This window comes from Acidovorax sp. M2(2025) (genome assembly GCF_049330835.1).
In the GTDB taxonomy this organism is placed as follows: domain Bacteria; phylum Pseudomonadota; class Gammaproteobacteria; order Burkholderiales; family Burkholderiaceae_C; genus Acidovorax.
This window is the reverse complement of the sequence record NZ_CP186262.1, coordinates 1089291-1115802: the sequence shown is the minus strand read 5'-3', so window position 1 is coordinate 1115802 and position 26512 is coordinate 1089291. Positions and strand designations below refer to the sequence as shown.

The 26512-nt window shown below is 66.5% G+C and carries 27 protein-coding genes; 12 read left to right on the top strand and 15 right to left on the bottom strand.

Going from position 1 to position 26512, the window contains the following annotated elements:
* Window positions 1–9 precede the first annotated feature (9 nt).
* Genes ACOYR3_RS05175 through hpaH form a run of 7 tightly spaced genes read right to left on the bottom strand, consistent with a single transcriptional unit; the run spans window position 10 to window position 8107 of the window.
* Window positions 10–963, bottom strand: a complete 954-nt coding sequence (locus ACOYR3_RS05175) for a fumarylacetoacetate hydrolase family protein (protein WP_422845410.1) — start codon at window positions 961–963, stop codon at window positions 10–12.
* 40 nt (window positions 964–1003) lie between these two features.
* Window positions 1004–1924 (bottom strand): extradiol ring-cleavage dioxygenase, encoded by a 921-nt coding sequence (locus tag ACOYR3_RS05170; protein WP_422845409.1) that lies wholly within the window; start codon window positions 1922–1924, stop codon window positions 1004–1006.
* 36 nt (window positions 1925–1960) lie between these two features.
* Window positions 1961–3541, bottom strand: coding sequence for a carboxylesterase/lipase family protein (locus tag ACOYR3_RS05165; protein WP_422845408.1), 1581 nt, complete (start codon window positions 3539–3541; stop codon window positions 1961–1963).
* 37 nt (window positions 3542–3578) lie between these two features.
* On the bottom strand, window positions 3579–5054 hold the full coding sequence (locus tag ACOYR3_RS05160) for an aldehyde dehydrogenase family protein (protein WP_422845407.1): 1476 nt from the start codon (window positions 5052–5054) through the stop codon (window positions 3579–3581).
* Between the two features lie 41 nt (window positions 5055–5095).
* Window positions 5096–6505, bottom strand: a complete 1410-nt coding sequence (locus ACOYR3_RS05155; RefSeq protein WP_422845406.1) for an FAD-binding oxidoreductase — start codon at window positions 6503–6505, stop codon at window positions 5096–5098.
* Complete coding sequence (hpaI, locus tag ACOYR3_RS05150) at window positions 6495–7304, bottom strand: 4-hydroxy-2-oxoheptanedioate aldolase (RefSeq protein ID WP_422845405.1); 810 nt, start codon at window positions 7302–7304, stop codon at window positions 6495–6497. The genes ACOYR3_RS05155 and hpaI overlap by 11 nt, the downstream gene beginning before the upstream one ends.
* Window positions 7301–8107 carry a 2-oxo-hept-4-ene-1,7-dioate hydratase gene (gene hpaH, locus ACOYR3_RS05145; RefSeq protein WP_422845404.1) on the bottom strand — a complete coding sequence of 269 codons (807 nt, stop codon included), beginning with the start codon at window positions 8105–8107 and terminating at the stop codon, window positions 7301–7303. Before hpaH ends, hpaI begins: the two co-directional genes overlap by 4 nt.
* 145 nt (window positions 8108–8252) lie before the next feature.
* Here hpaH and ACOYR3_RS05140 point away from each other — a divergent pair, with 145 nt between their 5' ends.
* Window positions 8253–9203, top strand: coding sequence for a LysR family transcriptional regulator (locus ACOYR3_RS05140; protein ID WP_422845403.1), 951 nt, complete (start codon window positions 8253–8255; stop codon window positions 9201–9203).
* Here the strand turns inward: ACOYR3_RS05140 and hpaD are convergent.
* The 3 genes from hpaD to ACOYR3_RS05125 all read right to left on the bottom strand — a co-directional run bounded on the left by hpaD (window position 9130) and on the right by ACOYR3_RS05125 (window position 10951).
* Window positions 9130–10026 carry a 3,4-dihydroxyphenylacetate 2,3-dioxygenase gene (hpaD, locus tag ACOYR3_RS05135; RefSeq protein WP_422845402.1) on the bottom strand — a complete coding sequence of 299 codons (897 nt, stop codon included), beginning with the start codon at window positions 10024–10026 and terminating at the stop codon, window positions 9130–9132. The two genes, ACOYR3_RS05140 and hpaD, sit on opposite strands and share 74 nt — an antisense overlap.
* Window positions 10027–10307: 281 nt before the next feature.
* A complete protein-coding gene (locus tag ACOYR3_RS05130; RefSeq protein WP_422845401.1) occupies window positions 10308–10610 on the bottom strand; it encodes a DUF202 domain-containing protein in 303 nt (100 codons plus the stop codon).
* Window positions 10607–10951 carry a YidH family protein gene (locus tag ACOYR3_RS05125; RefSeq protein WP_422845400.1) on the bottom strand — a complete coding sequence of 115 codons (345 nt, stop codon included), beginning with the start codon at window positions 10949–10951 and terminating at the stop codon, window positions 10607–10609. Before ACOYR3_RS05125 ends, ACOYR3_RS05130 begins: the two co-directional genes overlap by 4 nt.
* A 186-nt stretch (window positions 10952–11137) precedes the next feature.
* Between ACOYR3_RS05125 and ACOYR3_RS05120 the strand changes: the two genes are divergently transcribed.
* From ACOYR3_RS05120 to ACOYR3_RS05110, 3 genes are all read left to right on the top strand, one after another.
* Window positions 11138–11608: a MarR family winged helix-turn-helix transcriptional regulator gene (locus ACOYR3_RS05120; RefSeq protein ID WP_422845399.1), complete on the top strand. Its 471-nt coding sequence runs from the start codon at window positions 11138–11140 to the stop codon at window positions 11606–11608.
* Window positions 11609–11753: 145 nt separating this feature from the next.
* Window positions 11754–12755 (top strand): Bug family tripartite tricarboxylate transporter substrate binding protein, encoded by a 1002-nt coding sequence (locus ACOYR3_RS05115; protein WP_422845398.1) that lies wholly within the window; start codon window positions 11754–11756, stop codon window positions 12753–12755.
* Window positions 12756–12826: 71 nt separating this feature from the next.
* Complete coding sequence (locus ACOYR3_RS05110) at window positions 12827–14140, top strand: sulfatase family protein (RefSeq protein WP_422845397.1); 1314 nt, start codon at window positions 12827–12829, stop codon at window positions 14138–14140.
* Window positions 14141–14197: 57 nt separating this feature from the next.
* Here ACOYR3_RS05110 and ACOYR3_RS05105 read toward each other — a convergent pair whose 3' ends face one another.
* Window positions 14198–14779, bottom strand: coding sequence for an NADPH-dependent FMN reductase (locus ACOYR3_RS05105; RefSeq protein WP_422845396.1), 582 nt, complete (start codon window positions 14777–14779; stop codon window positions 14198–14200).
* A gap of 34 nt (window positions 14780–14813) precedes the next feature.
* Between ACOYR3_RS05105 and ACOYR3_RS05100 the strand changes: the two genes are divergently transcribed.
* The 6 genes from ACOYR3_RS05100 to ACOYR3_RS05075 all read left to right on the top strand — a co-directional run bounded on the left by ACOYR3_RS05100 (window position 14814) and on the right by ACOYR3_RS05075 (window position 20004).
* Window positions 14814–15533, top strand: coding sequence for a GntR family transcriptional regulator (locus ACOYR3_RS05100; protein ID WP_422845395.1), 720 nt, complete (start codon window positions 14814–14816; stop codon window positions 15531–15533).
* A gap of 338 nt (window positions 15534–15871) precedes the next feature.
* Window positions 15872–16732 carry a fumarylacetoacetate hydrolase family protein gene (locus ACOYR3_RS05095; RefSeq protein ID WP_422845394.1) on the top strand — a complete coding sequence of 287 codons (861 nt, stop codon included), beginning with the start codon at window positions 15872–15874 and terminating at the stop codon, window positions 16730–16732.
* A gap of 88 nt (window positions 16733–16820) precedes the next feature.
* Window positions 16821–17792 (top strand): tripartite tricarboxylate transporter substrate binding protein, encoded by a 972-nt coding sequence (locus tag ACOYR3_RS05090; RefSeq protein WP_422845393.1) that lies wholly within the window; start codon window positions 16821–16823, stop codon window positions 17790–17792.
* A 31-nt stretch (window positions 17793–17823) separates the two neighbouring features.
* Complete coding sequence (locus ACOYR3_RS05085) at window positions 17824–18402, top strand: amino acid synthesis family protein (RefSeq protein ID WP_056642250.1); 579 nt, start codon at window positions 17824–17826, stop codon at window positions 18400–18402.
* 8 nt (window positions 18403–18410) lie between these two features.
* Window positions 18411–19424: a zinc-dependent alcohol dehydrogenase family protein gene (locus ACOYR3_RS05080; protein ID WP_422845392.1), complete on the top strand. Its 1014-nt coding sequence runs from the start codon at window positions 18411–18413 to the stop codon at window positions 19422–19424.
* Between the two features lie 19 nt (window positions 19425–19443).
* Window positions 19444–20004: a VOC family protein gene (locus ACOYR3_RS05075; protein WP_422845391.1), complete on the top strand. Its 561-nt coding sequence runs from the start codon at window positions 19444–19446 to the stop codon at window positions 20002–20004.
* Window positions 20005–20224: 220 nt separating this feature from the next.
* On the opposite strand, the gene glmS is transcribed toward ACOYR3_RS05075, so the two are convergent.
* Complete coding sequence (gene glmS, locus ACOYR3_RS05070) at window positions 20225–22138, bottom strand: glutamine--fructose-6-phosphate transaminase (isomerizing) (protein WP_422845390.1); 1914 nt, start codon at window positions 22136–22138, stop codon at window positions 20225–20227.
* A 141-nt stretch (window positions 22139–22279) separates the two neighbouring features.
* On the opposite strand from glmS, the gene ACOYR3_RS05065 reads away from it, so the two are divergent.
* Window positions 22280–22768 (top strand): Lrp/AsnC family transcriptional regulator, encoded by a 489-nt coding sequence (locus ACOYR3_RS05065; RefSeq protein ID WP_422845389.1) that lies wholly within the window; start codon window positions 22280–22282, stop codon window positions 22766–22768.
* Window positions 22769–22800: 32 nt separating this feature from the next.
* Here the strand turns inward: ACOYR3_RS05065 and ACOYR3_RS05060 are convergent, their stop codons facing one another.
* The 3 genes from ACOYR3_RS05060 to ACOYR3_RS05050 form a co-directional block, all read right to left on the bottom strand.
* A complete protein-coding gene (locus ACOYR3_RS05060) occupies window positions 22801–23622 on the bottom strand; it encodes a sensor histidine kinase (protein ID WP_422845388.1) in 822 nt (273 codons plus the stop codon).
* A complete protein-coding gene (gene glmU / locus ACOYR3_RS05055; RefSeq protein ID WP_422845387.1) occupies window positions 23619–25049 on the bottom strand; it encodes a bifunctional UDP-N-acetylglucosamine diphosphorylase/glucosamine-1-phosphate N-acetyltransferase GlmU in 1431 nt (476 codons plus the stop codon). The genes ACOYR3_RS05060 and glmU overlap by 4 nt, the downstream gene beginning before the upstream one ends.
* A 136-nt stretch (window positions 25050–25185) precedes the next feature.
* Window positions 25186–25941 carry a Crp/Fnr family transcriptional regulator gene (locus tag ACOYR3_RS05050; RefSeq protein WP_422845386.1) on the bottom strand — a complete coding sequence of 252 codons (756 nt, stop codon included), beginning with the start codon at window positions 25939–25941 and terminating at the stop codon, window positions 25186–25188.
* Window positions 25942–26101: 160 nt separating this feature from the next.
* Here ACOYR3_RS05050 and ACOYR3_RS05045 point away from each other — a divergent pair, with 160 nt between their 5' ends.
* Window positions 26102–26500, top strand: coding sequence for a BLUF domain-containing protein (locus ACOYR3_RS05045; protein WP_422845385.1), 399 nt, complete (start codon window positions 26102–26104; stop codon window positions 26498–26500).
* Window positions 26501–26512 lie beyond the last annotated feature (12 nt).

Sequence of the window (26512 nt, the reverse complement as noted above, 5' to 3'; positions counted from 1 at the left end):
TGGAAGGGCTCAGCCCCTCTTGTTCTTTCTTGCCTCGGCGAGGTTTTGCTTGAAGCGGTCAGGGACGCGCTCGTCGAATCCGAGCGCTACGCGCCGCACCTCTGCGGTATCAGTGGGCTGGTGGCCCACACCCAGGGCACTGGCGCGGGGAGCCGCGATCTCCACCACCGTTCCGGCCACGCGGCCGATACCAGTGATCTCGCACTCGACGACATCGCCGGGGTCTACGGACCGCGAATGGCACGGGGTGCCCATCAGGATCACGTCGCCCGCCACCAGCGTGATGTGGCGCGCCAGATCGGCGATGACATAGTGGGGTCCCCAGATGGTCTCTTCGCCGATGTGGGCTTCCTGCACCACCAAGCCGTTCACATAGGTCCGAAGAGTCTGCTCAAACAGGTTGACGCCGCGCACCAATCCTGGCCCGATGGGCAGCAACGTGTCCGCCCCCTTCACGCGCAGCATCGAGCCCTGGTCGGTGTCGCGAAAGTTCTGCAAGCCCATGTCGAGTGCGGGGCAGAAACCTTCGATGTAGTCCCACGCCTCGTCGGGCGTGACATTGCGGCAGGTCTTGCCGATCACCACGGCATATTCGCCCTCGTAGTTCAGATACTGGCAATCGGCGGGCTTGAGGATTTGCCCACCGTGCCCGTTGAGCGACGTGGGCGGCTTGGTGAAATACGTCGGCGACTCTGTCGGCTTGGGCTTTTGGCGCGTCTCGTAGCTGCGCGAGCTGTACGAGATGTGCACGGCAATGATCTTGCTGGGGTTGACGGGCGGCAGGTAGCTCAGCGCCTGGGCGTCCAGCACCCGGCCGTCGTCCAGCTGCAAGCGGCCAGCGTCGGCCCCCTCCTCGATCAGGGTTCCCCAGAATGCGCTGCCGCCGACCAAGGCGCGACGGCGCTCCACCCGGGGGCCGCGCATGACGGCGGGGAGCTCAGAGATGGGAAACTCGAAATTCATGGTGCTCAATCTGTTGGAGGTGTTGAAGGGGCGCGACGCATCAGGCGGCAGCAAGCTGGCCCGCTGCGCCGGTGTTGCCCTGGCTTGCTGCCTCGGAAACATCGAACCAGATGTGGATATTTCCGGTGCCGCGGGCGTTTTCGTAGGCCGACAGCGGCTCGCCTTTGGCGCGGCAGGCAGCGCCGCCCATGGCTCCGAGCATCTGCAGGTAGTGCGCCCCAAACGCTTCCCACGGCTTGCGGCGGTAGTCGTCGTCCCAGCGCGCGAGGATCTCGTCATGGCGCCCCTGGCGCATGAGTTCGATGGCGGCCTTGTCGCTGGCAATGTTCTCGGGGCGGGACACATTGCTTTCGTGGAAGATGCGCGGATGGTTCGGGCGCCAATCAATGCCGTTGAACTTGTGGCTCAGCGCCCCTGAGGCGAGCAACACCACGTTGAGATCACTGCGGCGGATGGCCTCGCCAATGTCTTCACCCGACTGAAGGAACTGAGGCCACTCGCAGTTCTGGCAGGAGCTGACGGTCAGCACCGGGGTCTGGCTCAATTCCAGTTGCAGGTGCTTGACCAGGTTGATCGTCGCGTACTGCTTTCCCAAATCGGGATGGCGGATGTTGCGCACATAACCTTTGCGTTCCCGCGAAACGGCCTCCGCCTGAACGGCGAGTTCTGGGCAGCCCAGGTAGCTGTAGGGAACGCCGTGGAGATACCAGGGCATTTCGTCCGAGATGTAGCTGCCTTCGAACTTCTCGCCCCCGTCCACCAGGTGGTAGCCGGTGGTGAACCAGTGCGAATCGAAGATCAGCACGGCATCTGGCCTGACGGCCTTGATCCGCTCCCGCAACCGGGCATAGCCCGAGATCAGGTCAGAGTCTGCCCCCGCACCTTGCAACACGCGAAACTCTTCACACTGCATCAAGCCGGGGTGGTGCGACACCACGGCCGCGCCAACGATTTTTCCCATCGGGAATCTCCTATAGGCTGCCGAACGGGCAGCAGATCAGTTGAATTTCTTGCCCGCCCACAGCTGCCGCCGGTCCGCCAAGGGGTCGGCAACCACGGCAGATCGCGTGTCAAAGCGCATCGTCGGGCGGGTGGCAAGGTCGTACCGCGCCCATCCGGGATCGCCGGTTTTGACGAATCGCAGCCAGTGCCCAAACATGGTGTCCGCGAGCGGCTGGTGGCCCGGACCGCCCAGGAAGGGACCTGCTTGCGGGCTGGTCAAGGTGTTGAAGACGTAAGGCACGTCCACCACGTGGGCCGCACCCAGCCGGCCTCCAAACCCCGGCGATTGCCACGCAAACTGGTAGCTCCACGTCGGAGCGCCCGCTGCCACCCGGTTTTCTGCGTAGCGCAGCGCAGGCATCCGGAACGTGCTGTCGGACTCCAGCGCCGCCAGCATGTCGCCAGGTGTTGCGTTGGGACGCACTTGGGCGTAGACATTTGGCGCGTCGGCGGTCAGGCCCGCCCCTCCGAGCGCAGCCGCGAATGCCGGTGCGGAGATTCGATCAATGGCGCCGGCGGGCACCAGGTACAAGCGGGCTTCGTCGTCGGTGCTGCCAACCAGCAGGGGCACTTCTTTGGGCGCATGCCGGGTCAGCGAGGCCAACGGAGGATCCGTGAGCACCGCGCCGTCCACTACAGGCAGATAAGGCGGCTGGCCGCCGACGCTGCCCCACTTGGCCCGATCGCGCAAGTCGGCCACCATGCGTTCCGTGCCCGCGACGAGCGCGGGCAGTGGTACACCGGCCAGCGCCTTGGCAGTCGGCTCTACCCCCAGCGTTGCGGCAGTCGCCACCGCGATGCGGCGGGCTTGCTCAGGGGTCAAGTGGTTCTGTGGTGGGCTCTGTGCAATGGCCTTGTGGAATAGCCCCTTGGCCGCAGGCATGCCCATCAGGGCCATCACGCTCTGGGCTCCGGCAGACTGGCCGGCCAGCGTCACGTTGGTAGCGTCGCCCCCAAAGGCCGCGATGTTCTGCCGCACCCACTGGAGGGCTGCCACCTGGTCCAGAAAGCCCCGGTTGGGCGGCATGCCCTCTACCCACATGAATCCATCGATGCCCACGCGGTAGTTCACGGTCACCACCACCACCCCTTCGCGGGCGTAGGCACTGCCGTCGTACCACGACTCGGCGGCATCCACACGATAGAAGGCGCCGCCCGGCAACCAGACCAGGACCGGAGCCCTCTGGGCATTGGCGGGGGCCCAGATATTCAATGTCAGGTCGTCAGCGCCGCCCGACATTCCCCCATCGCCGCTGCGGGAAGGCTGCGGCGGCATGGGCCCCGCGGTGGACGCATCGCGAACACCGGCCCATGCGGGCGCTGGCTGGGGCGCCTTGAAGCGGTTGGATTCCAGGTACGGGTTGGCTGCGTACGGTATGCGCTGGAAGGAGAGCACCTGCCCCTGTCTTTGGCCCATCAGTTTTCCCTGTGCCACCGTCGCGATGGGGGCATCGCCCATGGCATGGGCCATCGCCGTGGCCGCCGATGACGCGCATCCACCGAGCGACATGCTGCCCAGGCCCAGCGCTGCGCACCCCATCAGAAGCTGGCGCCGGGATGTGTTCTCGTTGTTCATCGTTGTCTCCTTGTTCCGCGCCCATCCAGGCAGAAACTCAACGGTGGCTGAAGCTGGCCTTGAAAGGCTTCTTGGGAACGACCACGTCCTTCACATCACAGAAGAACTCGAAGCTCCACTCCCCGCCTTCCCGGCCGACTCCCGAACGCTTGATGCCGCCAAACGGCGCTGCCAGATCACGGATGCCGAAGCTGTTCACCCAGATAAATCCGGTGCGGACCTGCTCGGCCACAGCCACTGCGTGTTCCTGCGCGCCGTAGCACACGCCACCGAGGCCGTAGTCGGTGCCGTTCGCCATCTCGATGGCTTCGTCGTCGGAGCTGAAGGTCTGCAGCGTGAGCACGGGACCGAACACCTCGTTCTGTACGATCTCGTCGTCCTGGCGCAGGTTGGTCACCATGGTGGGCTGGTAGTACTGCGCGCCGAATGGATGGCGAGCCCCGCCCCATAGCACACGAGCCCCACCAGCCACGGCACGGTCCACAAACGCGGCGACACGGTCCAGCTGCCGGGGATGAATCAGCGGCCCCACTTCTGTCGACTCGTCGCGCGGGTCGCCAATGTTGAGCTTCTCCACGTAGCCGCGCAGCGCCGCGATGTAGCGGTCGGCGATCTTCTCGTGCACCAGGAAGCGGGTGCCGGCCAGGCACACCTGGCCGGCGTTTCGGTACATGAGTGCCCCTGTGGCCGCAGCGCTGTCGATATCAGCGTCTTCCAGCACGATGAAGGCGCTCTTACCGCCCAGCTCCAGGCTGCACGGCACCAGGTTGGCGCCTGCGGCCCCGGCGATCCACTTGGCGGTAGGGACCGAGCCGGTGAACGAGATCCGGGCAAGGCGCGGGTCGCTGACCAGCTTGGCGCCGGTCTTTGCGCCGCTGCCTTGCACCACGTTGAACACGCCGGGGGGCAAGCCCGCAGCGTGGGCCGCATCGGCCAGCAGCGAACAGGTCAAGGGCGCCCACTCTGGCGGCTTGAGCACACAGGTGTTGCCCGACGCCAATGCGGGACCCAACTTCCAGGTGGACAGCATGAGCGGTGCGTTCCACGGGGTGATGATGGCGACTACCCCCGCAGGGTCATGCCGAACCAGGTGGGTGGCTTGCTCCGTTTCCAGCGTGCGGTCCTGCAGCCCCAGCGCATGTTCCGCAAACCACTTGATGTTGAGCATGGCCCGCGGCACCACGCCGTGGCGCATGCGCGAGAGGAGAACCCCCGCATCGTTGCTTTCCAGTTGGCATAAGGCGTCTGCGCATTTGCCGATCTCGTCAGCAAACCGGTCCAGATAGGGCTTGCGGCCCTCTGCCCCTAGCGCGGCCCAGGCCGGAAACGCACGTTGCGCCGCCTGGATCGCCTGGTCCACATGCTCGGCAAGGCCTTCCGACACACGGCCCAGCAGGTGTTGGTCAATGGGGCAATGCAGTTCGAAGGTTTCGGTGGAACCTATTCTTTGGCCGTCGATATAGTGGTCTGGCGACACAGAGATGCCGGCCACGACCAGGGGTGCGTTATTCATGGGGATTCCCGTCCAGGTTGGAAACAGAAGAAAACGATCGATCAGGGCAGCAACTTGCCGGGGTTGAGCAAGCCATGCGGATCGAGCGCGGCCTTGATGCGACGCATCAGGTCAAGCTCTACGGGCGACTTGTAGCGGGCCGACTCGTCGCGCCGGAGCACGCCCAGCCCATGCTCTGCAGAGATCGAGCCACCACGCGCGTGCACTGCGTCATGAACCAGGCGATTCATCGCTGGCTCCAGTGCCAGAAATTCGGCGGGGGAGGCGCCCTCGGCAGGCGACAGGTTGTAGTGCAGGTTGCCGTCGCCCAAATGGCCGAAGACCACAAGACGGACCATGTCGGACTGTGCCCGGATGGCCGTATCGGTGGATTCGATGAACTCGGCAATGCGCGACGCAGGCAGCGAAATGTCGTGCTTGATGGTCTTGCCTTCGGCACCTTGCGCTTCGGAGATGTTCTCGCGCAGCGCCCACAGGGCCTGCAGCTGCGACAGGCTGGAAGACAGCGCTGCGTCGGTGATCAGGGACTGCTCGAACGCAGCCTCCAGCAGCGACTCCATGCTGGACGTGGCCTGCGCGTCGTCCAGCTCTCCGGACAACTCCATCAGCACATACCACGGGCTGCGTTCTCCAAAAGGAATGCGGCTACCCGGCACATGTTTCTCGACCAGTTGCAAGCAGGTGTCGCTCATCAACTCAAAGGCGGTGAGCGCAGCGCCCAGGCGTGCCTGCGCGAAGGTCAGTAGCTCGACCGCTTCGCCGGGTGCGGGCACCGCCACGCATGCGACGACCTGGGACCTGGGCTGGGGGAAGAGCTTCAGGGTCGCGCCCGTGATGATGCCGAGCGTGCCTTCGCTGCCGATGTACAGGTCGCGCAGGTCATAGCCGGTGTTGTCTTTGCGCAGCCCCCGCAGGCCATTCCACAGCCCGCCTTCGGCCGTCACCACCTCCAGCCCCAGACAAAGCTCGCGCGCGTTGCCGTAGCGGAGCACCTGCACACCCCCGGCGTTGCTGGCCAGGTTGCCGCCAATGGTGCAGCTCCCTTCGGCGGCCAGGCTCAACGGAAACATCCGGCCCTGTGCCTGCGCGGCTTCCTGGAGCGCCAGCAGCGTGACACCCGCATCCACGGTGATGGTGTTGTTCTGGAGATCCACCGAGCGGACGCTCTGGAGCCGGGACAGCGACAGAACGACGGAGCGGCCCGACGCGTCGGGTGTGGCCCCTCCGGACAATCCGGTGTTGCCCCCTTGGGGTACCACCGGAATGCGCCGCTCATGGCACCACCGCATGACGCTCGCAACGTCCTGGGGGCTTTCGGGTTGCACCACCGCCAACGCAGTCCCCGTCCACTTGCCGCGCCAATCCGTCAGGAACGGCGCCATCTCATCAGCCTCAGTGAAGAGGCGGCCGGCAAATGCAGCACGGAGCGACGTGTGCAGCTCAGTACCCATTGCGCACCTCGGGGCTGGGGGAGGCAACGTCGTTGCGATAGCGTTGCAGCAAGGCCCGGGCCGCCTGCGAAAGCAGCGTCGTATCGACCCCGATAGCAACAAACTGCGCACCCACCGAGGTGTAGTGACGCGCCAGGGCTTCGTCGGTGCACAGGATGCCCGCCGCCTTGCCGTGCGAGCGGATGGTCTGGATGGCCTTCTCGATGGCCGCCTTGACCTCGGGGTGCGAGGGCTGCCCCAGGTAGCCCATGGAAGCCGACAGATCGGCCGGGCCGATGAAAACGCCATCCACCCCTTCGACCTGCGCAATGGCATCCAGCTGCGCGAGCGCGTCCGCCGTCTCGACCTGGACCAGCAGGCAGACCCGGTCGTTGGCCTCGTGCAGATAGTTGGGATACCGGCTCCAGCGGGAGGACCGCGCCAGGCCGCTGCCCACGCCGCGAATGCCCTGCGGTGGATAGCGCATCGCGGAGGCCAGCGCGCTGGCGGCTTCCGCAGTCTCCACCATCGGGACGAGCAGGGTCCGTGCACCGATCTCCAGCACTTGCTTGATGAGGGCGGCATCGCCGTGCGGTATGCGCACCACCGCTTCCGTGTCGTAGGGGGCTGCCGCCTGCAGCGCGCCCAGCATGGAACGCAGATCGTTCGGGCCGTGCTCTCCGTCGATCAGCAGCCAGTCATAGCCGAGCCCTGCGCACACCTCCGTCGCATAGGGATCCGCCAGTCCCAACCACAGGCCTGCAAGCTGACGCCCGCCCTTGAGAGCGTCCTTGAACGTATTGCGAGGCGTCTGGGTCATACAAACCTCGCAGAGATCGAGCCCAGAGGGCCGTAGTCCGCATGGAACACATCGCCCACGGCACAAGCGACAGGTCGCGTGAAGGAACCACCCAGAACGATTTCACCGGCGGCAAGCGATTGCCGGTAGGGCGCGAGCCGGTTGGCCAGCCAGGCGACGCCGTTGCCGGGGTGGTTGAGCACAGCGGCCCCGAGGCCCGACTCTTCGATCACGCCGTTCTTGAACAGCAGGGCACCAGCCCAACGCCAGTCCACCTCGTTCGGGCGCATGGGGCGGCCGCCCAGAATGATGGCGCCATTGGCCGCGTTGTCCGCAATCGTGTCCAGCACCTTGCGCGGCGCACGCGTGTTTCTGTCGAACTGCTCGATGCGCGCGTCGATGAGTTCCAGCGCCGGGACGACATAGTCGGTCGCGTTGAGCACATCGAACAACGTAATGCCCGGCCCCTGGAGGGGCTTGGACAGGATGAACGCAAATTCCACCTCCAGACGCGGCAGGATGAAGCGGTCGGTCCGAATTTCCGATCCGTCGGGGATCAGCATGTCGTCGAGCAGCGTCCCGTAGTCAGGCTCCGTGATCTGGGACGAGATCTGCATGGCCCGGGACGTCAACCCGATCTTGTGACCGATGACTCTGCGGCCCTCCTGCTTGCACAGCTCCATCCAGGCGCTCTGGATGGCATAGCTGTCTTCGATATTCATGGCGGGATGAAGACGGGAAAAGTGTTCAAGCTGGATGCGCGTGCGCTGCGACTCGTGCAGCTGACGCGCCAGCGAAGCATGCAATTCAGGGCTGAGATTCACGGTATGGGCCTGGTCGGTGCTGATGGCAGGCCCGGAGTATCTTTGCGCGGATTACGATTGACAAACGACAAATAATGTTGAATTGATAAGCAGAAGTTGCCAATTGATTTGACCTGGTGCAAGGCGCAAGTTGCAAAATCCGCACATGGCTCTTACCCGGTTCACCCTGAGACAATTCGAGGCGTTCGCCAGCGTGGCGGACATGCGCAGCTTTGCGGGCGCCAGCGAACAGATGGGCTTGTCGGCCTCTGCCGTGAGCCAGCTCGTTGCCGAGCTGGAGTCCACGCTCGGCTTCCGTGTGTTTGACCGGAGCACCCGGCGTGTCGAACTCTCCAGCGCCGGGCGGGACTTCCTCGGCTCCGTCAAGTCAGTGCTCAGGCACCTTCACATGGCGGAGTCCGCGGCGTCCGACGTCCGGAACCGGGCCTCGGGGGTGGTGCGCATCGGCGCGCCGATGGTGCTCGCGGGCGCCATTCTTCCTGCAGCGATCAAGGCCTTCTGCGAAACCCGCCCCAAGGTGGTGATCCGCATCCGGGACACCCCCGTCGATGACCTCCTGGACCGGGTGGCCAGCGGTGATCTGGACCTGGCGGTCGGGCCGGACCGCAGCGGCATCGAGCACGTGGAGGCGGTTCCTGTTTTTGACAGCCCGTGGGTGCTGTGGTGTTCCCCCGCGCATCCGTTCGCGCAGCGCAAGACCCTGAAGTGGGCAGACCTGCGCAGTGCGCACATCGTCGCCGCCGGGCGCGACCATGAGCGCAGCGTCGCGCAGATGCGCCTCAACGCGCCGGAAGGCTCTCGCGTGTTGCCGGTGGATGTGGTGGACAACGTCTCCACCGCGCTGGGCATCGCGGCCCAAGGGCTGGCGGCAACCTTGGCACCGGCCTACATCTCCGTCATGGCCATGCCGCTGGGCCTGGTCATGCGGCGGGTCAAAGATCCGGAGGCGATCCGGCAGGTCTGCATATACCGGTCCACGGTGCGCGCAGCGCCTCCGGCGGCGGAGGCGTTTGCCGAGTTTCTCAGAGAGTGGCTTCAGCAGTGGCAAGCTGATCAAGCTCGGCGGACACGGGCTCCACGGGCAGCTGCGCGATAACCTGCCCCGTTCCCGACGCCACGAAATACGGCGTCACCAGATTGGCGTGCGCCTTGTAGTTTTTCCAGCCCAGCGCACCCAGGAGCATCGCCGTGTCGTGCATCCACCCTTCGCCGGTGCATGCCTTGGCATAGCTCGGGAGCATCGCCGCAAACTCAGCCCAGCGGCCCTCCTGCCACAACTCCAAGGTGCGCAGGTCGCACTGCCGGTTGAATTCGTCGCTGATCTCGTACGGCCGGTCCAGAACGTCCTGGTTGTCGTGAATCCGATGGGAGAGCGAGCCGCTGGCGATCAGGGCGACGCGGCTGCCCGACGCTTCGATGGCTCTACGGAACGCAGCCCCCACCCGGCGGCTTTCGTCGATCGTCGCAAACGCGCACCAGCCGGACACCGACACCACCCGGATGCTCTTGTCGAGCTGCATGAAGTGCAGCGGCACGAGCGTTCCGTATTCCAGCCCGAGGTGGGATTTTTGGTGCGCAATCGTCTTGACGCCCGCCGCACTGGCGTACTGCGCCATGGCGAATGCCAGCTCCGGGTTGCCCAGGTAAGAATAAGGCAGTTCGCTCAGCTGCGTCGGGAATTCGCTGCTCGTGAAGACCCCGTCAAACTGCGCCGCTCCGTTGATGTGGTAGGCGGCATTGCTCAGCCAGTGCGTGTCCAAGATCACGACGGTGTCGGCCCCGGCCTCGGTGATTTGCCGGCCCACCTCCAGCAGTCCGTCCGTGGCATCACGCCGGCAACCGTGCAATGGCCCGGGCTGCTCCGACATGATGAGGCGGGGAATGTGCGTGACTTTGGCGGCGCAGACAAGTTGGCCCATGGATGATCTCCTGTGGTTTGAATTCCGCCGCAGTGTGGTTCAGGCAGATCACAAATCACAAGCAATGAATACTTGCCAACTCATCAGAATTCCTCAGCAAACGGGGCTCGAACCATTGCGCTTTGTCAAAACCATGCGCACTTGCGCATGGCAGAGCGGCGGTCACGGGGAAGCGCCTCCGTAAGCCGCATTTGGCGCCGCGACCGTGCGTGATACGGCAACCAGCGCCGAACGCAACGGCTTGGTGCGCCCTCCAAAGCCGCGGAGGCTGCATGAAGGCGCTACCAGGAAATAGCCTGTAGTAGGGCGGCCAACGCCATCACGAACGTGCAGCCTGTGACCCAGGCGACTTCCCAGCGAGGAGCACCAGGACGCCGACGCCTCAGTTGCTCGCCTCTTCGCTGGGCGACGGACAGCAGGATGATGGCCGCCGCGCACAGTGCGGCACAACCCACCCACGATACCGCCCCGGCCTGGAGCAACGGCGTACGCACCAGCAGGGCGGCGTTGACGATCAATGCCAAGACCGCGCGAGTCCATGCCAGGGCCGTGCGCTCGGGTTGCAGACCGGGGTCCGGAATCATTGCAGCCCGAACACGGCCGTCGCCAAGACCGAGAGGACCACGACGCTGCCAGCCAGGAGTGGCAGGAGCCAGGTCCGCGGTAGCGGGCGCTGGTTGCGCAGGGCGATCTCGTTGCCCCTCCAGCGGACATACGCGCCCACCCCCAGCAAACCCGACAGCACCGCCAGCAGCGCAGCAGCCAAGTCAAACGCCCACTGCGGCCGACCATGAAGCGCGAGCTGGTGCAGCGCAACCCCTCCTGCCAACAACGCCAGGGCCGTTCGGCTCCACGCAAGGAAGGTGCGCTCGTTTGCCAACGAAAAACGGTAGTCTGGCTCTTCGCCTTCTTCATGCCACTTCATGCTTGAGCGCTCTCCTGCAAGCGGATCGGAGGGATGGCGGTGACGGGGCTGAAGCGGTATCCAGCGCTTCAGCACACGCAGCACCGAAATTTATGGCCCTGATCAATGGTTTATCTAATCAACTACCCTCGGGGTTTACGCTCAGGAGCAATGGAGGTGCCTGTGGATGGCTCGAAGGAGTTCTTCTTGTTTCGCTTGAACAGGCTCGCTGCCATGGCAGGCCAACCGCTGGTTCGGCTGTGCGAGGGAAAGTTCGGGATCACGCGACGCGAGTGGCGACTGATCGTTGTGCTGTCCCAGAGCGGGCCGTTGCTCTCCTCTGACCTGGCAAGCCGGGCTCTTGTCGAACCCGCCCGCACTTCCAAGGCCGTCAGCCAGTTGGTCGAGAAAGGACTGGCGGAGCGCGTCCCTCGCCCGAACGACCGGCGCTGCGTGGAGATTCACCTGACGGAGCGCGCAAGGCAGATTTACGCAGAGCTGTACCCCGTCCTCAAAGACATCAACGGCGCGCTGCTGTCCTCGCTCCCGGTGGCGGACCAGCAGCACCTGGAACGGATCTTCCAGGCCCTGGAGCACAAAGCCGCCGACTTGCTGGAAACCGGGGGATTTCCCAAGATGGACCGCAGCAGGCAGCGGAGGGAGCGCCCGGCCCGATAGCGCAACTCATCGTGATGCCGCGGACCTGGGGAAACCTAGCGTAATCCCTGAAAAAGCTTGATTTCATGAACTATTGGTGGGGACCTTAGAGTTTGCCAATGACCCGCGTCAAGGCACGCAGGGCATTCAACACACCGGAGACACCATGAACGTTCATCGCTTTGCGCGGCAACCCTTCTCGCGCTGGGCTTTTGGCCTGGCAGCAGTTGTAGTCACGGCCCTTCACACCCCCAACGCCACCGCACAAGGGTGGCCCAGCAAGCCCGTCACCATCGTTGCTGGGGTACCCGCAGGGGGTGCGCTTGATCCGTTTGCGCGGGCGCTGGCGGACCAGTTGCAAAAAGAGACCGGGGGCACCTTCGTTGTCGACAACAAGCCCGGGGCGAACGGCAACCTGAGCGCGGAGCTGGTTTTGAAGGCGCCCGCCGATGGCCATACGCTGTGGATCGGAACACAGTCGATGATGACCATCAACCCCGCTGCGTTCGCAGCGTTGCGATGGAAGCCGAGTGACTTCACCCCCATCATCAAGTCGGTGGAAGCGCCGCTGGTGCTGGTGACCCATCCATCGGTACCTGCCAACGACTTTGCCGGGCTCTCCAAGTGGATCAAGGATCCTGCCAACAAGGCCGCCTACGCCTCTTTCAGCCCCGGAACACCTTCGCACTTTCTCGGCTTCCAGCTCAACGAGCGGCTGCGCGCGTCCATGGTCCACATCCCGTACAGAGGATCGCCTCCACAGGTCACCGACATCCTGGGCGGGCAAGTGCCTCTGGGGTTCACGCAACTCGCCACCGCCATTCCCCATGTCAAGGAGGGCAAGCTGAAAGCCCTCGCAGTGACGAGTCCGCAGCGCTCGCGCTATCTGCCCGACGTTCCCACGCTCGCAGAACTGGGCTACAAGGACCTGAGCACCACCATCTGGTTTGGCGTCTTTGCCTCGGCAGCGACACCGCCCGCCGTGCTCAAGGCGATCCGCGCGGCCGCCGACAAGGTGCACAGCGACCCGGGCTACCGGGCTCGGCTGGAAGCGCTCAATTTCGATATGGCTACCGAGAACATTCCCGCGTTCGAAGCCACCATTGCCACCGAAACGCAGCGCTGGGCCGCCTTGGTCAAAGCCACGGGCTTCCGCGCGGCGGACTGACCTACCCGTCTCAACATTTGGGTCCGGCATGAGCCTTCACTGAAGGCTTTTGCCACGCCCGCGAACCGTCCATGCAACCCAACATCATCTTCATCGTCGCCGACGACCTCGGCTTTGCCGACCTCGGCTGCTACGGCGGGCGCAACGCCCAGTTCGGCCCCGTCTCCCCGGTGCTGGATTCCCTGGCGGCCAATGGCATTCGCTTCACGGACGGTTATTCCAACTCTCCCGTGTGTTCACCCACGCGCTTCGCCCTCATCACCGGGCGCTACCAGTACCGGCTGCGCGGCGCGGCCGAAGAGCCGATCAGTGCGAGTTCCCGGGGCAGCACAACCTTGGGCATGCCGCCCGCTCACCCGACCATCCCGTCGCTGTTGCGCGATGCGGGGTACCACACGGCATTGATCGGGAAGTGGCATCTGGGCTACCCGCCGCATTTCAGCCCCATCAAGTCGGGCTACGGGGAGTTCTTTGGCCCCATGTCCGGCGGCGTGGACTATTTCACCCACTGCGGCGCCAACGGTTCCAAGGACCTCTTCTTCAACGAGGACGAAGCGCAGGACGACGGCTACCTGACGGACCTCCTTTCCCACCGTGCGGTGGAGTACATCGACCGCGTGGCGCCCGAAGGCAAGCCGTTTTTCCTGAGCCTGCACTACACCGCGCCCCACTGGCCGTGGGAGACGCGCGACGACGCGCAGGTTGCCGACGGAATCAAGGGCAATCTCTTCCATCTTCACGGCGGGAATATCCACACCTACCAGCGCATGATCCACCACATGGACGAAGGCATTGGCTGGGTCATGGACGCGCTGCGGCGCAATGGGGTGGACGGCAACACCCTGGTCATTTTCACCAGCGACAACGGCGGTGAGCGCTTTTCTGACAACTGGCCTCTCGTCGGAGGCAAGATGGATCTGACAGAGGGAGGCATCCGCGTGCCATGGATCGCGCACTGGCCGGGCGTCATCCCCCCGGGCAGCGTGAGCCGCCAGCACTGCATGACGATGGACTGGTCTGCAACGGTACTGGATGTCGCAAGCGTCGCTCCGCACCCCGACTTTCCCTTGGACGGAATGTCGGTATCGAGCACCCTGCGCGGCCCGGCGTCGCACTTTGAACGTCCGCTTTTTTGGCGAATGAAGCACCGGGACCAACGTGCCTTCCGCCTGGGGGACTGGAAGTACCTGCAGGTCGATGGAAACGACTATCTTTTCAACGTTGCCGAAGACGCCCGTGAACGGGCCAATCGGGCCAAACTCGAGCCCGACCGCCTGGCCACAATGAAGCAGGCTTGGCAGGCATGGAATGACGGCATGCCTGCCATTCCAGCGGACGCGGAGGTGAAGCTGGGGTACAGCACCAAGGACATGCCGCAGCGCTGATCGCTAGAAAGCCAAGGCCGCCGCCATCGCGCGCGGATGCGCGGCTTGACGAAGGGCTCAGGCCGAACGCGCCGCAATCCAGCGGATCTCCTCAAGCAGTTCCTGCAGGCCTGCCTGGATGATGTCCAGCGTGGGCTTGTCCACCAGCTGGCCGTCCTGCACGCGCGTGGCCACGCTGGCGATGGCAATGTGCTGGCGCACCAGCGGGCGGGCCAGGGTGGCCGTCAACGCATCGCGAATCTGGGCCTGCGCACGGACGCCGCCGGCCGTGCCCGGCGATGCGGTCATGATGAGCGCAGGCTTGCCCTTGAGGGGCGATGCGAAGCCCGGGCGCGATGCCCAGTCGATGGCATTCTTGAGCACGCCCGGTATGCCGTAGTTGTATTCTGGCGAGCAGAAAACCAGGCCGTCAGCGCTCTCGATCGCCCGCTTGAACTGAGCCACGGCAGCGGGCGGCTGGTCCCCATCCAGGTCGGCGTTGTACAAGGGGATCTCGCCCAGAGGGAACAACACCAGCGTCGCCCCCGATGGCAGCAGCGGCGGCAGGCTGCGCAGCACGGCGGTGCAGTGCGAGGCGCGGCGGATGCTGCCCGAGATGGCCAGGAGGCGCGCGGGACGGGAAATCGGGTCGGTGGTCACTGGGGTTTTCTCCTTCTTTCAACGCGCCGAGTTTATGCATAAAATTAAAAACATGTATAAAAATGACACATCGCAGCGCACCCCGCCCCTGGTGGATCAAGCCTTTGCGCAACTGCGCAGGGATGTGTTGAACGGCACCTACAGCCCCGGGGCCAAGCTCAAGCTCGATGAGCTGCAAGCTGCCTATGGCTTTTCCAGCAGCCCCCTGCGGGAAGCGCTGAGCCGCCTGTCTCAGGAAGGGCTGATCCGCGCCGACGAGCGCCGGGGGTTTCGGGTCACCGCAATCTCTGCGGACGATCTGATGGACATCACCCGCATGCGGGTCATGCTGGATGTGCAGGCGCTGCGCGAATCCATCGAGCACGGGGATGACGCATGGGAGGCCCAGGTGGTGGCGGCCTTCCACCGCCTGGAAAAGGTGGAAGGCCGGCTCAGCGACGGGCCGGTCGTGCTGGACCAGGGGTGGACCGACGTGCACACGGCCTTTCACATGGCCCTGATCTCGGCAAGTCCCTCGGAGCGCCTGCGCACCTGGAGCGCCAGCCTCTTTGACCAGGCGGAACGCTACCGGCGCTTTTCTGCACGGCACCGGAAGACCTTCAAGAACAAATCCAGCGAGCACCGCAAACTCATGGATGCCACCTTGCGGCGCGATGCCGACACGGCCTGTGCGCTGCTGCGAGAGCACATCCTGGGCACGGAGCGCAATGTGCTGGCCGTGCTGAGCAAGGTCGAACCCGATCGCGGAGGCTGAGCGCCGCCGCACTGTAAGCCCTCACCAGGGCGCTGCCCGTGGAGGCCGTCATCCCACAGAGGATCACCAGACCCGTCAACGCACGCCGCTCTCGCGGCACACAGCCCGCCGGCCTCGCACCCGCGGGCTTTTTTGCTTCTGGGCGCTGCTCCTTCTGAAGTGGAGCTGCGCCGTCAGCGGCAGCCCGCTCCACATAGGTTCCCGGAATTTTCTCCGTAGAAACCACTATGCATGAAACCATTTTTATGCATAAAAATTACGTCATGCATTTAAAGGGACGGCGGGCTGTCAGCCCTCCTCTCTCAACACCTCCTTTCCATCCCTCTTTAAGGAAACCCATGAAACTGATGTCCTACTCGATCGGCGGCCGTGAAACCTGGGGCGTCGTCCTGGGCGATGGCGTGGCCGAACTGGCCAGCCGCACGGGCCACGCCACGCTGGCCGACTTCATCGCCAGCCCGGATTTCAAGCGCCGCGACGCGCTGGTGGCTGGGCTCAAGGCCGATGCAAAACTGGCCGAAGTGACCTTCCTGCCCGTGATTCCCCGCCCCGAAAAGATCGTCTGTGCGGTGCGCAACTACATGGACCACCACCAGGAGGTGCTCGCCGCCGGCATGCAGCGCGAGCTGTCCGAGCAGCCCCCGATCTTCTTGCGCGTGTGGCGTTCGCAGACGCCCCATCAAGGCCCCATCGTCCGCCCCCATGTTTCGGAATCGCTGGACTGGGAAGGCGAGCTGGCCGTGGTGATCGGCAAGGAAGGCCGCGACATCAGCGAGGCGGACGCCTGGTCGCACATTGCCGGCTACAGCTGCTACAACGACGCCAGCGTGCGCGAATGGCAGTTCCACGCCAAGCAGATCGCCTCGGGGAAGAACTTTGAATCCACCGGCGCCTTCGGCCCCTGGATGGTGACGGCCGACGAGATCGCGCCGGGCCGGGAACTCAAGCTGGAGACGCGCCTGAATGGTGCCGTGGTGCAGTCCAGCCACACGGGGCACATGATCTTCTCCATCCCCCGGCTGATCGCCTACGCCTCCACCATCTTCACGCTGGTGCCCGGCGACGTGATCATCACCGGCACCCCGGCAGGCGTGGGCTGGAGCAAGAAGCCCCCGCAGTTCATGAAGCCGGGTGACGTGGTGGAAGTGGAAATCGAAGCCATCGGCGTGCTGCGCAACCCGGTGGTCGCGCAGAACTGACCCGCCCGCCGTCATTTCTCGATCTTCATCCCCCCCTGCACGGGTAGAGCCAGGCCCCACGCGGCCGCCGCCCACGGAGACAAACACCATGCACAGAAGACACGTCCTGGCCGCCTGTGGCGCGGCCGCGCTTGGATGGACGGCCCTGCCCGCCTGGGCCCAGGCGTACCCCGAGCGAGCCATCAAGCTCTACCAGGGCTTCGCCCCCGGCGGGAACGCCGATGCCATCGCCCGCGCAGTTGGAACGGAAATGGCCAAGGCCTTGGGCCAGCCGGTGGTGGTGGAAGCCCAGTCGGGCGCAGGGGGAACCATCGCCGCCACCACCGTGGCACGCGCCAAGCCCGACGGGTACACGCTGCTGCTGGCCACAGGGGGCCACGCCGTGGCCGGCGCCTTGTACAACACGCTGCCGTACAAATCGGTGGCGGACTTCGAGATGGTGTCCACCATCACCTTCTTTCCCTTCCTGGTGGTGGTCAACGCCAGCTCCAAGGTGCAGGGCCTGCGCGAGATGATCGCAAACGCCCAGGCAGCACCCGGAACGGTGGGGTTCGGCACTGCGGGGGTGGGCTCCACCCACCATCTGGCAGGCGAGCTGCTGGCCAAGATGGCCCGCGTGAGCCTGCTGCACGTGCCCTACCGGGGCGATGCCGCATCGATCACCGCCCTGCTGGCGGGCGATGTGCCTTTCATCATCGCGCCCCCCACGGCGGTGCTGACCAACATCCAGGCCGGCAAGCTGCGGGCCATCGCCACCACCGGGCCGCAGCGCTGGCCGGGCCTGCCCAGCGTTCCCACCGTGGCAGAGCAAGGCGTGGCGGGGTACGACGTGCGGTCGTGGGCCGGGTTGATGGCGCCGGCCGGCACGCCCCGCCCCGTCGTGGAGCGGCTCCATGCTGAGGTTCTGCGCGCACTGCAAGCGCCTGCCGTGCGCCAGCGCCTGGAAGACATGGGCGGCGAGGCACGCGGCAGCACGCCCGAGGAGATGAAGACCCTGGTGAGCCACGAAATCGAGAAATGGCAGCAGGTGGTGGCCGACGCCAAGATTCCCAAACAATGAATACCCCTCATTTCGCCGAAGGACCTATTGCATGACTTTGATCGCTATCCGCAAACGCAGCCTGACCATCGAAACGGTGTACCACGAAGGCGGACCGCCGCCACAAACCCCGCTGCGTGTCGCTTCCGCCTGCGCGGTGATTCGCAACCCGTACGCCGGCCGGTATGAGCCGGACCTCCTGCCCTTCATGGCCGAGCTGCGCAGCCTGGGCACGACGCTCGCCGAAGAGCTGGTGGGCGTGCTGGGCAAGGACAACGTGCAGGCCTACAGCAAGGCCGCCATCGTGGGTGTGAACGGCGAGCTGGAGCACGGCGCCGTCTGGCACGAGGCCGGAGGCTGGGCGATGCGCCAGGTGCTGGGCGAGCCCAAAGCCATCGTGCCGTCGGCCAAGGTGGTTGCGGCGACGGGCTACCGCTTGGTGGTGCCGCTGCACTACATCCACGCCGCCTATGTCCGCAGCCATTTCAACAGTGCCGAGGTCGGCATCCAGGACGCGCCGCGCCCCGACGAAATCCTCTTCGCGCTGGTGATGGCCGATGGCGGCCGCATCCATGCGCGCCTGGGCGGGCTCACGCGCGAGCAGGTTTCCGTCCACGATGGCCAGCGCTGAGGGCGGCGATGGCGACCGCTTCTGAAGGCACGATGAAAGCCGTGCAACTGCAGGTACCGGGCGGGCCGGACGTGCTGTCCTGGGTCGATCTGCCCCTGCCCCGGCCCGGGCCGGGCCAGGTGCGCGTGCGAGCGCAGGCCATTGGCGCGGGCGGCCCCGACGTGCTGATCCGCAACGGCACCTACAAATGGATGCCGCCGTTGCCCGCCATCCCCGGCAACGAGCTGGCCGGCGTCGTGGACGCCGTAGGGCCGGGCGTGGCGCGGCTGCAGGTGGGGGACCGGGTGCTGGTGAGCGCGCGCGAGCTGCCCCAGCGCGGCGGCTGCTACGTGCAGGCCATTTGCGTGCCCGAAGCGGTGCCCTTTGTGCTGCCCGACAGCATCGCTTGGGAAGACGCGGTGAGCCTGGGCAACTTCCAGCTCGCCCTGGCGCTGCTGGCCAGCAACGGCAACCTGCCGGCCCAGGCGATCCTGGTGCCGGGCGCAGCCGGTGGCGTGGCCACGGCGCTTGCACAGGTGGCGCGCTCGCGCGGCCTGCGGGTGATCGGCACCGCCTCCACGCCCGAAAAGCGCGCGTTCGCGCTGGAAAACGGCGTGACGGACCTGGTGGACGGCGACGTGCAGGCGCTGCCGCAGCGAGTGATGGAACTTACGGGCGGCCGCGGCGTGGACCTGGCGTTCGACCACGTGGGCGCCGCGCTCTTCGTTGCCTGCCTGCGCTCGCTCGCGCCGTCGGGCATGGCCGTGTCGTACAACATCCTGGCCGGTCCGCCCTCGGCCGACGTGTTCGACGAGTTGCGCAAGCTGCTCGCCAGGAGCCTGGCCATCCGCACCTTCTCCATCCACGCGGTGGACGCCGATGTGGCACAACGCCGCGGGTTGATGGAGCAGGCCATCGCCCTCATGGCCAGCGGCCAGGTGCGCGCGCCACGCGCCATGCGCATGCCGCTGGCGGAGGCCCGCCGCGCCCACGAGCTTCTCGACAGCGGCGGCACGCTCGGCAAGCTGGTGCTCATCCCCTGAACCCCTGAAGTCCGACACCATGAACCCACCCTACACCGCCAACCTGTCCCACTGCGGCATCTTCTGCCGCGACCTGGACGTGATGAAAACCTTCTACACCGGCGTGTTCGACATGCAGGAGACCGACCGGGGCGAGGGCGTGACCTTCCGGTTCGAGATCGTGTTCCTCAGCGGGCGCGGCGACCAGCACCACCAGCTGGCGCTGGCAGGGGGCCGCGCAGCGGACGCGCCCAGCACGGTGATGCAGCTGTCCTTCAAGGTCCAGACGCTCGACCACCTGCGCGAGGCCCGCCGCCGCGCGCTGGCCCTGGGGGCGACGAAGATGCGCGGCCTCAACCACGGCAACGCGATTTCCATCTACTGCATGGACCCCGAGGACAACACGGTGGAGGTCTATCTGGACACGCCCTGGTACGTGAGCCAGCCGCACGGAGACCCGCTGGACCTGGACCAGGACGACGATGCCATCTGGGCCCAGACAGAGCGCGTGGTGCGCACGGACCCGAGCTTCATGCCCATGGCGGAATGGACTGCGCGGTTTGCGGCAAGACAGGCCGGCCCGAACAATGCGCTTGCGTAGCGGTGCGCGAAGTGAGCGGCGTCCAAGCCGCGCAACCTGGGCGCTGCGCGCGGCGGCGCTGCCGCCCCAAGCCCGTGCCGGTCATTCGACCGTCACGGACTTGGCCAGGTACTTTTTCTCTTGTGCCGCCGCATAACTTCCCTGCGCGAAGTGAGCGGCGTCCAAGCCGCGCAACCTGGGCGCTGCGCGCGGCGGCGCTGCCGCCCCAAGCCCGTGCCGGTCATTCGACCGTCACGGACTTGGCCAGGTTGCGCGGCTTGTCCACATCCGTCCCCCGCGCGCAGGCGGTGTGGTACGCGAGCAGCTGCAGCGGCACCACGTGCAGCAGCGGGCTCAGCGGGCCGTAGTGCTCGGGCATGCGGATGACGTGGATGCCTTCGCTGCTTTCGATGCGGGTGTCGGCGTCGGCCAGCACGTAGAGCACGCCGGCACGGGCGCGCACCTCCTGCATGTTGCTCTTGAGCTTTTCCAGCAGCGCGTCGTTGGGGGCCACGGTCACCACCGGCATGGCGCTGGTGACCAGGGCCAGCGGGCCGTGCTTGAGCTCGCCGGCGGGGTAGGCCTCGGCGTGGATGTAGCTGATTTCCTTGAGCTTCAGCGCCCCTTCCAGGGCAATGGGGTAGTGCAGGCCCCGGCCCAGGAAGAGCGCGTTTTCCATGCGGGCAAAGTCCTCGGCCCAGCTGATGATCTGCGGCTCCAGGGCCAGCACGGCCTGCAGGGCCACGGGCAGGTGGCGCATGGCCTTGAGGTGGGCGGCTTCCTGCTCCTCGCTCAGGCGGCCCTTGCTTTGCGCGAGCGCCAGCGTCAGCAGGAACAGGCCCGCCAGCTGCGTGGTGAAGGCCTTGGTGCTGGCCACGCCGATCTCCACGCCCGCGCGGGTGATGTAGGCCAGCTTGCATTCGCGCACCATGGCGCTGGTGGCCACGTTGCAGATGGTCAGCGTGTGCTGCATGCCCAGCGACTGCGCGTGGCGCAGCGCGGCCAGGGTGTCGGCGGTCTCGCCGCTCTGGCTGATGGTGACGACCAGGGTGCGCGGGTTGGGCACGCTGGTGCGGTAGCGGTACTCGCTGGCCACCTCCACCTGCGTGGGGATGCCGGCAAGGGCCTCCAGCCAGTACTTGGCGGTGCAGCCGCTGTAGTAGCTGGTGCCGCACGCCAGGATGAGGACGTTGTCGATCTCCTGGAACACGCGCCAGGCGGCGGCCCCGGGCTGGCCGTGCAGGGGAGCGCCGTCGAACAGCTCGGGCACGATGCCCTGCAGGCCTTCCAGCGTGTCCGCGATGGCGCGGGGCTGCTCGAAGATTTCCTTTTGCATGTAGTGGCGGTACGGGCCCAGCTCGGCGGCGCCGCTGTGGGCCAGCACGGTGCGCACGGGGCGCTGGGCGGGCGTGAGCGCGGCGCGGTCCTTGCCCACGATCCAGTAGCGGCCCAGCTGCAGGTCCACCAGGTCGCCTTCTTCCAGGTAGACGATCTGGTCGGTGACGCCGGCCAGGGCCATGGCGTCGCTGGCCAGGAAGTGCTCCGCGCCGTCTTGCCCCACGCCCAGCACCAGGGGCGAGCCCGCCCGGGCGCCCACCACGCGGTGGGGTTCGTCCTTGTGCAGGACGGCGATGGCATAGGCGCCGTGGAGTTGCGCCACCGCGGCCTGCACGGCCTCGAACAGGTCGCCGCTGTAGAGGCTGTCCACCAGGTGGGCGACGACCTCGGTGTCCGTCTGGCTCGCAAACACGTAGCCCCGCGCCTGCAGGGCCGCGCGCAGCTCCTCGTGGTTTTCGATGATGCCGTTGTGCACCAGCGCCACGCGGCCCGCGGATGCGGCGGCGGCGTCGCTGCCCGTGCCGTGGCTGAAGTGGGGATGGGCGTTGTGCACGGCCGGCGCGCCGTGGGTGGCCCAGCGGGTGTGGGCAATGCCGGTGGCGCCCTCGATGTGCTCGGTGGTCACCTGCTCCAGCAGCTCGGCCACGCGGGCGGTGCTGCGGGCACGCTGCAGCCCGCTGGGCCGCGAGGCATCCAGGCTGGCGGCATGCACGGCCACGCCGCAGGAGTCATAGCCCCGGTACTCCAGCCGCTGCAGGCCCTGGACGAGGATGGGGACGATGTTGCGCGTGGAGACCGCGCCGACGATGCCGCACATGGTGTTGCCTTGCTGTGTCAAACGAAGATGGGCGGATGGTAGACAGGGCGCAGCGAAATTTGCAGTTGATCTTTTAATGAAAATGAAATTCAATTTCTCATTTCTCCCCGAGAGAAATTTAGTTTCAAAATATTGAAAAAAATGGAATCCCTCACACTCGACGCCACCGACCTTCAGTTGCTGAACCTGCTGCAGCACGATGCCGCCCAGAGCAACCAGGCGCTGGCGGAGCAGGTGCACGTATCGCCCCCCACCTGCCTGCGCCGCGTGAGGCGGCTGCACGAGGCCGGGCTGATTGAGCGCCAGGTGGCGTTGCTGCAGCCCGACAAGCTGGCCGCAGTGCAGGGCCACGGGCTGGCGTGCATCGTGGAAGTCACGCTGGACCGGCAGGGCGCCGAGGCGCTGGATGCCTTTGAAGCCCGCGCGGTGGCGGAAGCGGCCGTGCAGCAGTGCTGGCGCGTGTCGCCCGGGCCGGACTTCGTGCTGGTGGCGCACACCCGCGACATGCCGGGCTACCTGGCCCTGTCGCAACGGCTGTTCACCGCCGACGCCAACGTGCGCAACGTGAAAGCCTTCTTCAGCACCAAGCGCGCAAAATTTGAGACAAAAGTGCCTCTAGCCCTTTTCTAGCAAGCGCAAGCAGCTATAAATTCAATAGCAAATCAATCGCCACCAGCGGCCGCAGGCCATTCCACCCGCACCGTGCAGCCCTGGCCCGGCGCCGCCGTGGCGCTGATGTGCGCCCCGTGGCGCTGGGCAATGGCGCGGCACACGGCCAGGCCTGCGCCCACGCCGTCGAATTCGGTCTCGCGGTGCAGACGGTGGAACACGCCGAACAGCCCGGCGGCGCGGGCCGGGTCGAACCCCGCGCCCTGGTCCTGCACCTCCCAGGCAGCCCAGCCTGCGCCCCGCTCGGCCGGCACCGCGCGCACGGTGATGTGCGGCGCCGGGGCCGCCGGTCGCTGGCTGAACTTGAGCGCGTTGCCCAGCACCTGCACCAGCAATTCGTGCAGCAGCGCCGGGTCGGCCTGGACGGCGGGCAGCCCGCCGGGCAGCGTCCATTGCACCGCGGCCGCCTGGCTGGCCTGCGCGGCGGGCAGCGCCGCACGGGCCTGGTCCACCGCCGCGGCCAGGTCCACCAGCTGCGGGTGCAGCGGGGCGCGCCCTGCGCGCGAGAGCGCCAGCAATCCGTCGAGCATCAGCGCCATGCGGCGGGCAGACTGCTCCATGGTGCCCAGGAAATCGCGGGCTTCCCGCAGCGGCTCGGCGGCCTGCACCTCGGCGGGCAGGTCGCCCAGCACCTCGCGCACCAGCTTGCCGTACGAGGTGATGTGCCGCAGCGGCGCGCGCAGGTCGTGCGACACGGCGCGCAGGAACTCCTCTTGCGCAGCCGCCATGTCGGCCACCTGCTGCTGGCTGCGGGCCAGTTCGGCGCGCAGTTGCTGCAGTTCGTGCTCGGCGGCGGTGGCGTCAGGCGCGCTCATGGCTTGGGTTGTTTGGCGGGACGCGACCAGTTGGCGATGCTCACCTGCTTGCCGCGCGCCACGCTCAAGGCGCCGGGCGCGGTGCTCTTGGTGATGGTGCTGCCGCCGCCCACCGTGCCGCCCGCGCCGAGGGTGACGGGCGCCACCAGCACGCAGTTGCTGCCCACATGCACGTCGGCCTCGATCACCGTGCGGTGCTTGTTCGCACCGTCGTAGTTGGCGGTGATGCTGCCGGCGCCGTAGTTCACGCGCTCGCCCACGGTGGCGTCGCCCAGGTAGGCCAGGTGGTTGGCCTTGGCGCCGTCGGCCAGGGTGCTGTTCTTCACTTCCACAAAGTTGCCGATGTGTACCTCGCGGCCCAGCTGCGCACCGGGGCGCAGGCGGGCAAAGGGGCCGACCAGCGCGCCCTCGCCCACGGTGGCGCCGGCCTTCTCGCCGTCGATGTGGGTGTAGGGGTGGATCACGGCGCCTGCCGCAATGCGCGCATTGGCGATGCAGCAGTGGGCACCGATCGATACGCCCTCGCCCAGCTCGACGCGGCCGGTGAAGATGCAGTTCACGTCGATCTCCACGTCCTGCCCGCACACCAGCTCGCCGCGCACGCCGGTGCGCGCGTCGTCGCGCACATCGAACCGTGCGGGGTCGGCCAGGCGCACGCCCTGCTCCATCAGGGCGCGGGCCTGGCGCAGCTGGTGGGCGCGCTCCAGCTCGGCCAGCTGCAGGGGGCTGTTCACGCCCGCCACCTGCAGCGCGTCGGTGATGCGGTGGGCCACCACGGGCACGCCGTCGGCCACGGCCATGGCGACGATGTCGGTGAGGTAGTACTCGCCCTGGGCGTTGTCGTTGGTCAGGCGCGCCAGCCACGGCGCCAGCAGCCGCGCGGGCACGGCCAGGATGCCGCTGTAGATTTCGGTGATGGCGCGCTGTGCCTCGGTAGCGTCCTTGTGCTCCACGATGGCCTGCACGGCGCCGTCGGCTCCGCGCACGATGCGGCCGTAGCCGGTGGGGTCGGGCAGGGTCACGGTCAGCAGCGCCAGGCGCTCGCCCGCGCTGGCCGCCACCAGGGCGCGCAGGGTGTCCGCCTGGGTCAGCGGCACGTCGCCGGACAGCACCACCACCGTGCCGTCGCCGGGCAGGTGGGGCACGGCCTGCTGCACGGCGTGGCCGGTACCCAGCTGCGGCTCCTGCCGCACGAACTTCAGGTCAAATCCGGCTGCAGCGCTTGCCACGCCTGCGGTGGCTGCTTCTACTTCGGTAGCACCGTGGCCGGTGATGACGATGGCGCTGCGTGCCTGCAGGTGCGTGGCCTGGTCCAGCACATGGTGCAGCAGGGGCCGGCCGGCCAGGCGCTGCAGCACTTTGGGGAGGCGGCTTTTCATGCGCGTGCCTTTGCCGGCCGCCATGATGAGGATGTCGAGTGGGGTCATGAACGCGGGGAAGCCTGTGGGGAGTGCTGCGATTATCGGCGCCCTGCCGCGCGGCCCGGTTACTTCACTTTTGATAGCTGCCTGCGCTTTCCCACAAAGCGCTAGAGGCCGTTTTCCCTTGAAACCCCGGGCCGGCCTACAGCATGGGCATCAGGCGCGGCGGCGTATCGAAATAGTCGGCAATGCGCGCCAGCGCGCGGGTGTTGAGCAGCCGCAGCCGCCCGTTGCGGATCTCGTGCAGGCCCAGCAGGGCCAGGCGCCGCAGCGTCTTGTTGGTGTGCACCAGCGACAGCCCCAGCGCATCGGCAATGTGCTGCTGCGTGAGCGGAAACTCCACCGTGCCGCCTTCGGCCAGGCCGATGCGGTCCAGGCGGCGGTACAGGTGCATGAGCAGCATGGCCACGCGCTCGGTGGCGTTGCGCCGGCCCGCGGTGAGCAGGTTGTCGTCCACGTGTCCCTCCTCGTGGGCCGCGAGCCAGGTCACGTCGTAGCCCAGGCGGGGATGCTCGCGGAACACGGCCCAGAGGCTGTCGTTCTGGAACACGCACAAGGTGCACTCCGTGAGCGCCTCGACCCCGTGGGCGGAGGCGTCGCCAAACTCCTGCTGCAGGCCCACCAGGTCCCCCGGCAGCAGGAAGTTCAGGATCTGCCGGCGCCCGTCGCTCAGCGTCTTGTAGCGAAACGCCCAGCCCGCATACAGCGTGAACAGCTTGGCGTTGGTCTGGTTCTCGCGGATCAGGGCCTGGCCGGGCTCCACCACCTCCGTGCCGGCCCGCAAGCCCCGGATGAATTCCAGCACATCGGGTCCCAGCGGGGTGAAGGCCCCCGTCTTGCGCAGTCTGCAGTCATGGCAATCGGCCGTGCAGGGACCGGCGGGCGAGGCGATGTTCATGGCGGCATTCTAGGGACCGGCACATCCCTCCGGCGTGCAGTACGGCCTGGGCCGCGGACGGGCGGCATACATTTGGCAACAATTGGGCCGATCTTTGGGCGTCGCTTGTGTCTTTTGACGTAGGAAACGGGCCGTGCGAACGCTTACATTCGTTCGCAACATGATGATCCATCCAGGCCTTTACGAGGTGCTCTACGTGAGCATCCTCGCCCCCGACCAGCCGCCCGGCGTGGTTGCCGAGATTGCCGGCCGCGCGCGCGTGGTCAATGCGGAACTGGATGTCACCGGCCTGCTCATCTTCGACGGCCAGCGCTTTTGCCAGCAGCTGGAGGGGCCGCAGAAAGCGGTGCTCAAGCTGATCGAACGCATCCGCAACGACCCGCGCCACGTCCAGGTCGAGGTGCTGCACCACGGCCCGCTGGCGGCGCGGCGGTTCCAGAAGTTCAGCCTCGCCTTCAGCACGCTGGAAGACGCCGACGCGCTGCCGCGCATGGAGCAGCTGGACGGGGCGGCCGCGCTGGCCGCCTTTGAAGCGGTGCGCGGCGAACTCGTTCTCTGAGCCCGTCCGAGC

Coding starts and splice junctions, on each gene's coding strand:
- ACOYR3_RS05175 (WP_422845410.1), bottom strand. CDS start 963: ATGAATTTCGAGTTTCCCATCTCTGAGCTCCCCGCCGTCATGCGCGGC.
- ACOYR3_RS05170 (WP_422845409.1), bottom strand. CDS start 1,924: ATGGGAAAAATCGTTGGCGCGGCCGTGGTGTCGCACCACCCCGGCTTG.
- ACOYR3_RS05165 (WP_422845408.1), bottom strand. CDS start 3,541: ATGAACAACGAGAACACATCCCGGCGCCAGCTTCTGATGGGGTGCGCA.
- ACOYR3_RS05160 (WP_422845407.1), bottom strand. CDS start 5,054: ATGAATAACGCACCCCTGGTCGTGGCCGGCATCTCTGTGTCGCCAGAC.
- ACOYR3_RS05155 (WP_422845406.1), bottom strand. CDS start 6,505: ATGGGTACTGAGCTGCACACGTCGCTCCGTGCTGCATTTGCCGGCCGC.
- hpaI (WP_422845405.1), bottom strand. CDS start 7,304: ATGACCCAGACGCCTCGCAATACGTTCAAGGACGCTCTCAAGGGCGGG.
- ACOYR3_RS05140 (WP_422845403.1), top strand. CDS start 8,253: ATGGCTCTTACCCGGTTCACCCTGAGACAATTCGAGGCGTTCGCCAGC.
- hpaD (WP_422845402.1), bottom strand. CDS start 10,026: ATGGGCCAACTTGTCTGCGCCGCCAAAGTCACGCACATTCCCCGCCTC.
- ACOYR3_RS05130 (WP_422845401.1), bottom strand. CDS start 10,610: ATGATTCCGGACCCCGGTCTGCAACCCGAGCGCACGGCCCTGGCATGG.
- ACOYR3_RS05125 (WP_422845400.1), bottom strand. CDS start 10,951: ATGAAGTGGCATGAAGAAGGCGAAGAGCCAGACTACCGTTTTTCGTTG.
- ACOYR3_RS05115 (WP_422845398.1), top strand. CDS start 11,754: ATGAACGTTCATCGCTTTGCGCGGCAACCCTTCTCGCGCTGGGCTTTT.
- ACOYR3_RS05110 (WP_422845397.1), top strand. CDS start 12,827: ATGCAACCCAACATCATCTTCATCGTCGCCGACGACCTCGGCTTTGCC.
- ACOYR3_RS05100 (WP_422845395.1), top strand. CDS start 14,814: ATGCATAAAATTAAAAACATGTATAAAAATGACACATCGCAGCGCACC.
- ACOYR3_RS05095 (WP_422845394.1), top strand. CDS start 15,872: ATGAAACTGATGTCCTACTCGATCGGCGGCCGTGAAACCTGGGGCGTC.
- ACOYR3_RS05090 (WP_422845393.1), top strand. CDS start 16,821: ATGCACAGAAGACACGTCCTGGCCGCCTGTGGCGCGGCCGCGCTTGGA.
- ACOYR3_RS05085 (WP_056642250.1), top strand. CDS start 17,824: ATGACTTTGATCGCTATCCGCAAACGCAGCCTGACCATCGAAACGGTG.
- ACOYR3_RS05080 (WP_422845392.1), top strand. CDS start 18,411: ATGGCGACCGCTTCTGAAGGCACGATGAAAGCCGTGCAACTGCAGGTA.
- ACOYR3_RS05075 (WP_422845391.1), top strand. CDS start 19,444: ATGAACCCACCCTACACCGCCAACCTGTCCCACTGCGGCATCTTCTGC.
- glmS (WP_422845390.1), bottom strand. CDS start 22,138: ATGTGCGGCATCGTCGGCGCGGTCTCCACGCGCAACATCGTCCCCATC.
- ACOYR3_RS05065 (WP_422845389.1), top strand. CDS start 22,280: ATGGAATCCCTCACACTCGACGCCACCGACCTTCAGTTGCTGAACCTG.
- ACOYR3_RS05060 (WP_422845388.1), bottom strand. CDS start 23,622: ATGAGCGCGCCTGACGCCACCGCCGCCGAGCACGAACTGCAGCAACTG.
- glmU (WP_422845387.1), bottom strand. CDS start 25,049: ATGACCCCACTCGACATCCTCATCATGGCGGCCGGCAAAGGCACGCGC.
- ACOYR3_RS05050 (WP_422845386.1), bottom strand. CDS start 25,941: ATGAACATCGCCTCGCCCGCCGGTCCCTGCACGGCCGATTGCCATGAC.
- ACOYR3_RS05045 (WP_422845385.1), top strand. CDS start 26,102: ATGATGATCCATCCAGGCCTTTACGAGGTGCTCTACGTGAGCATCCTC.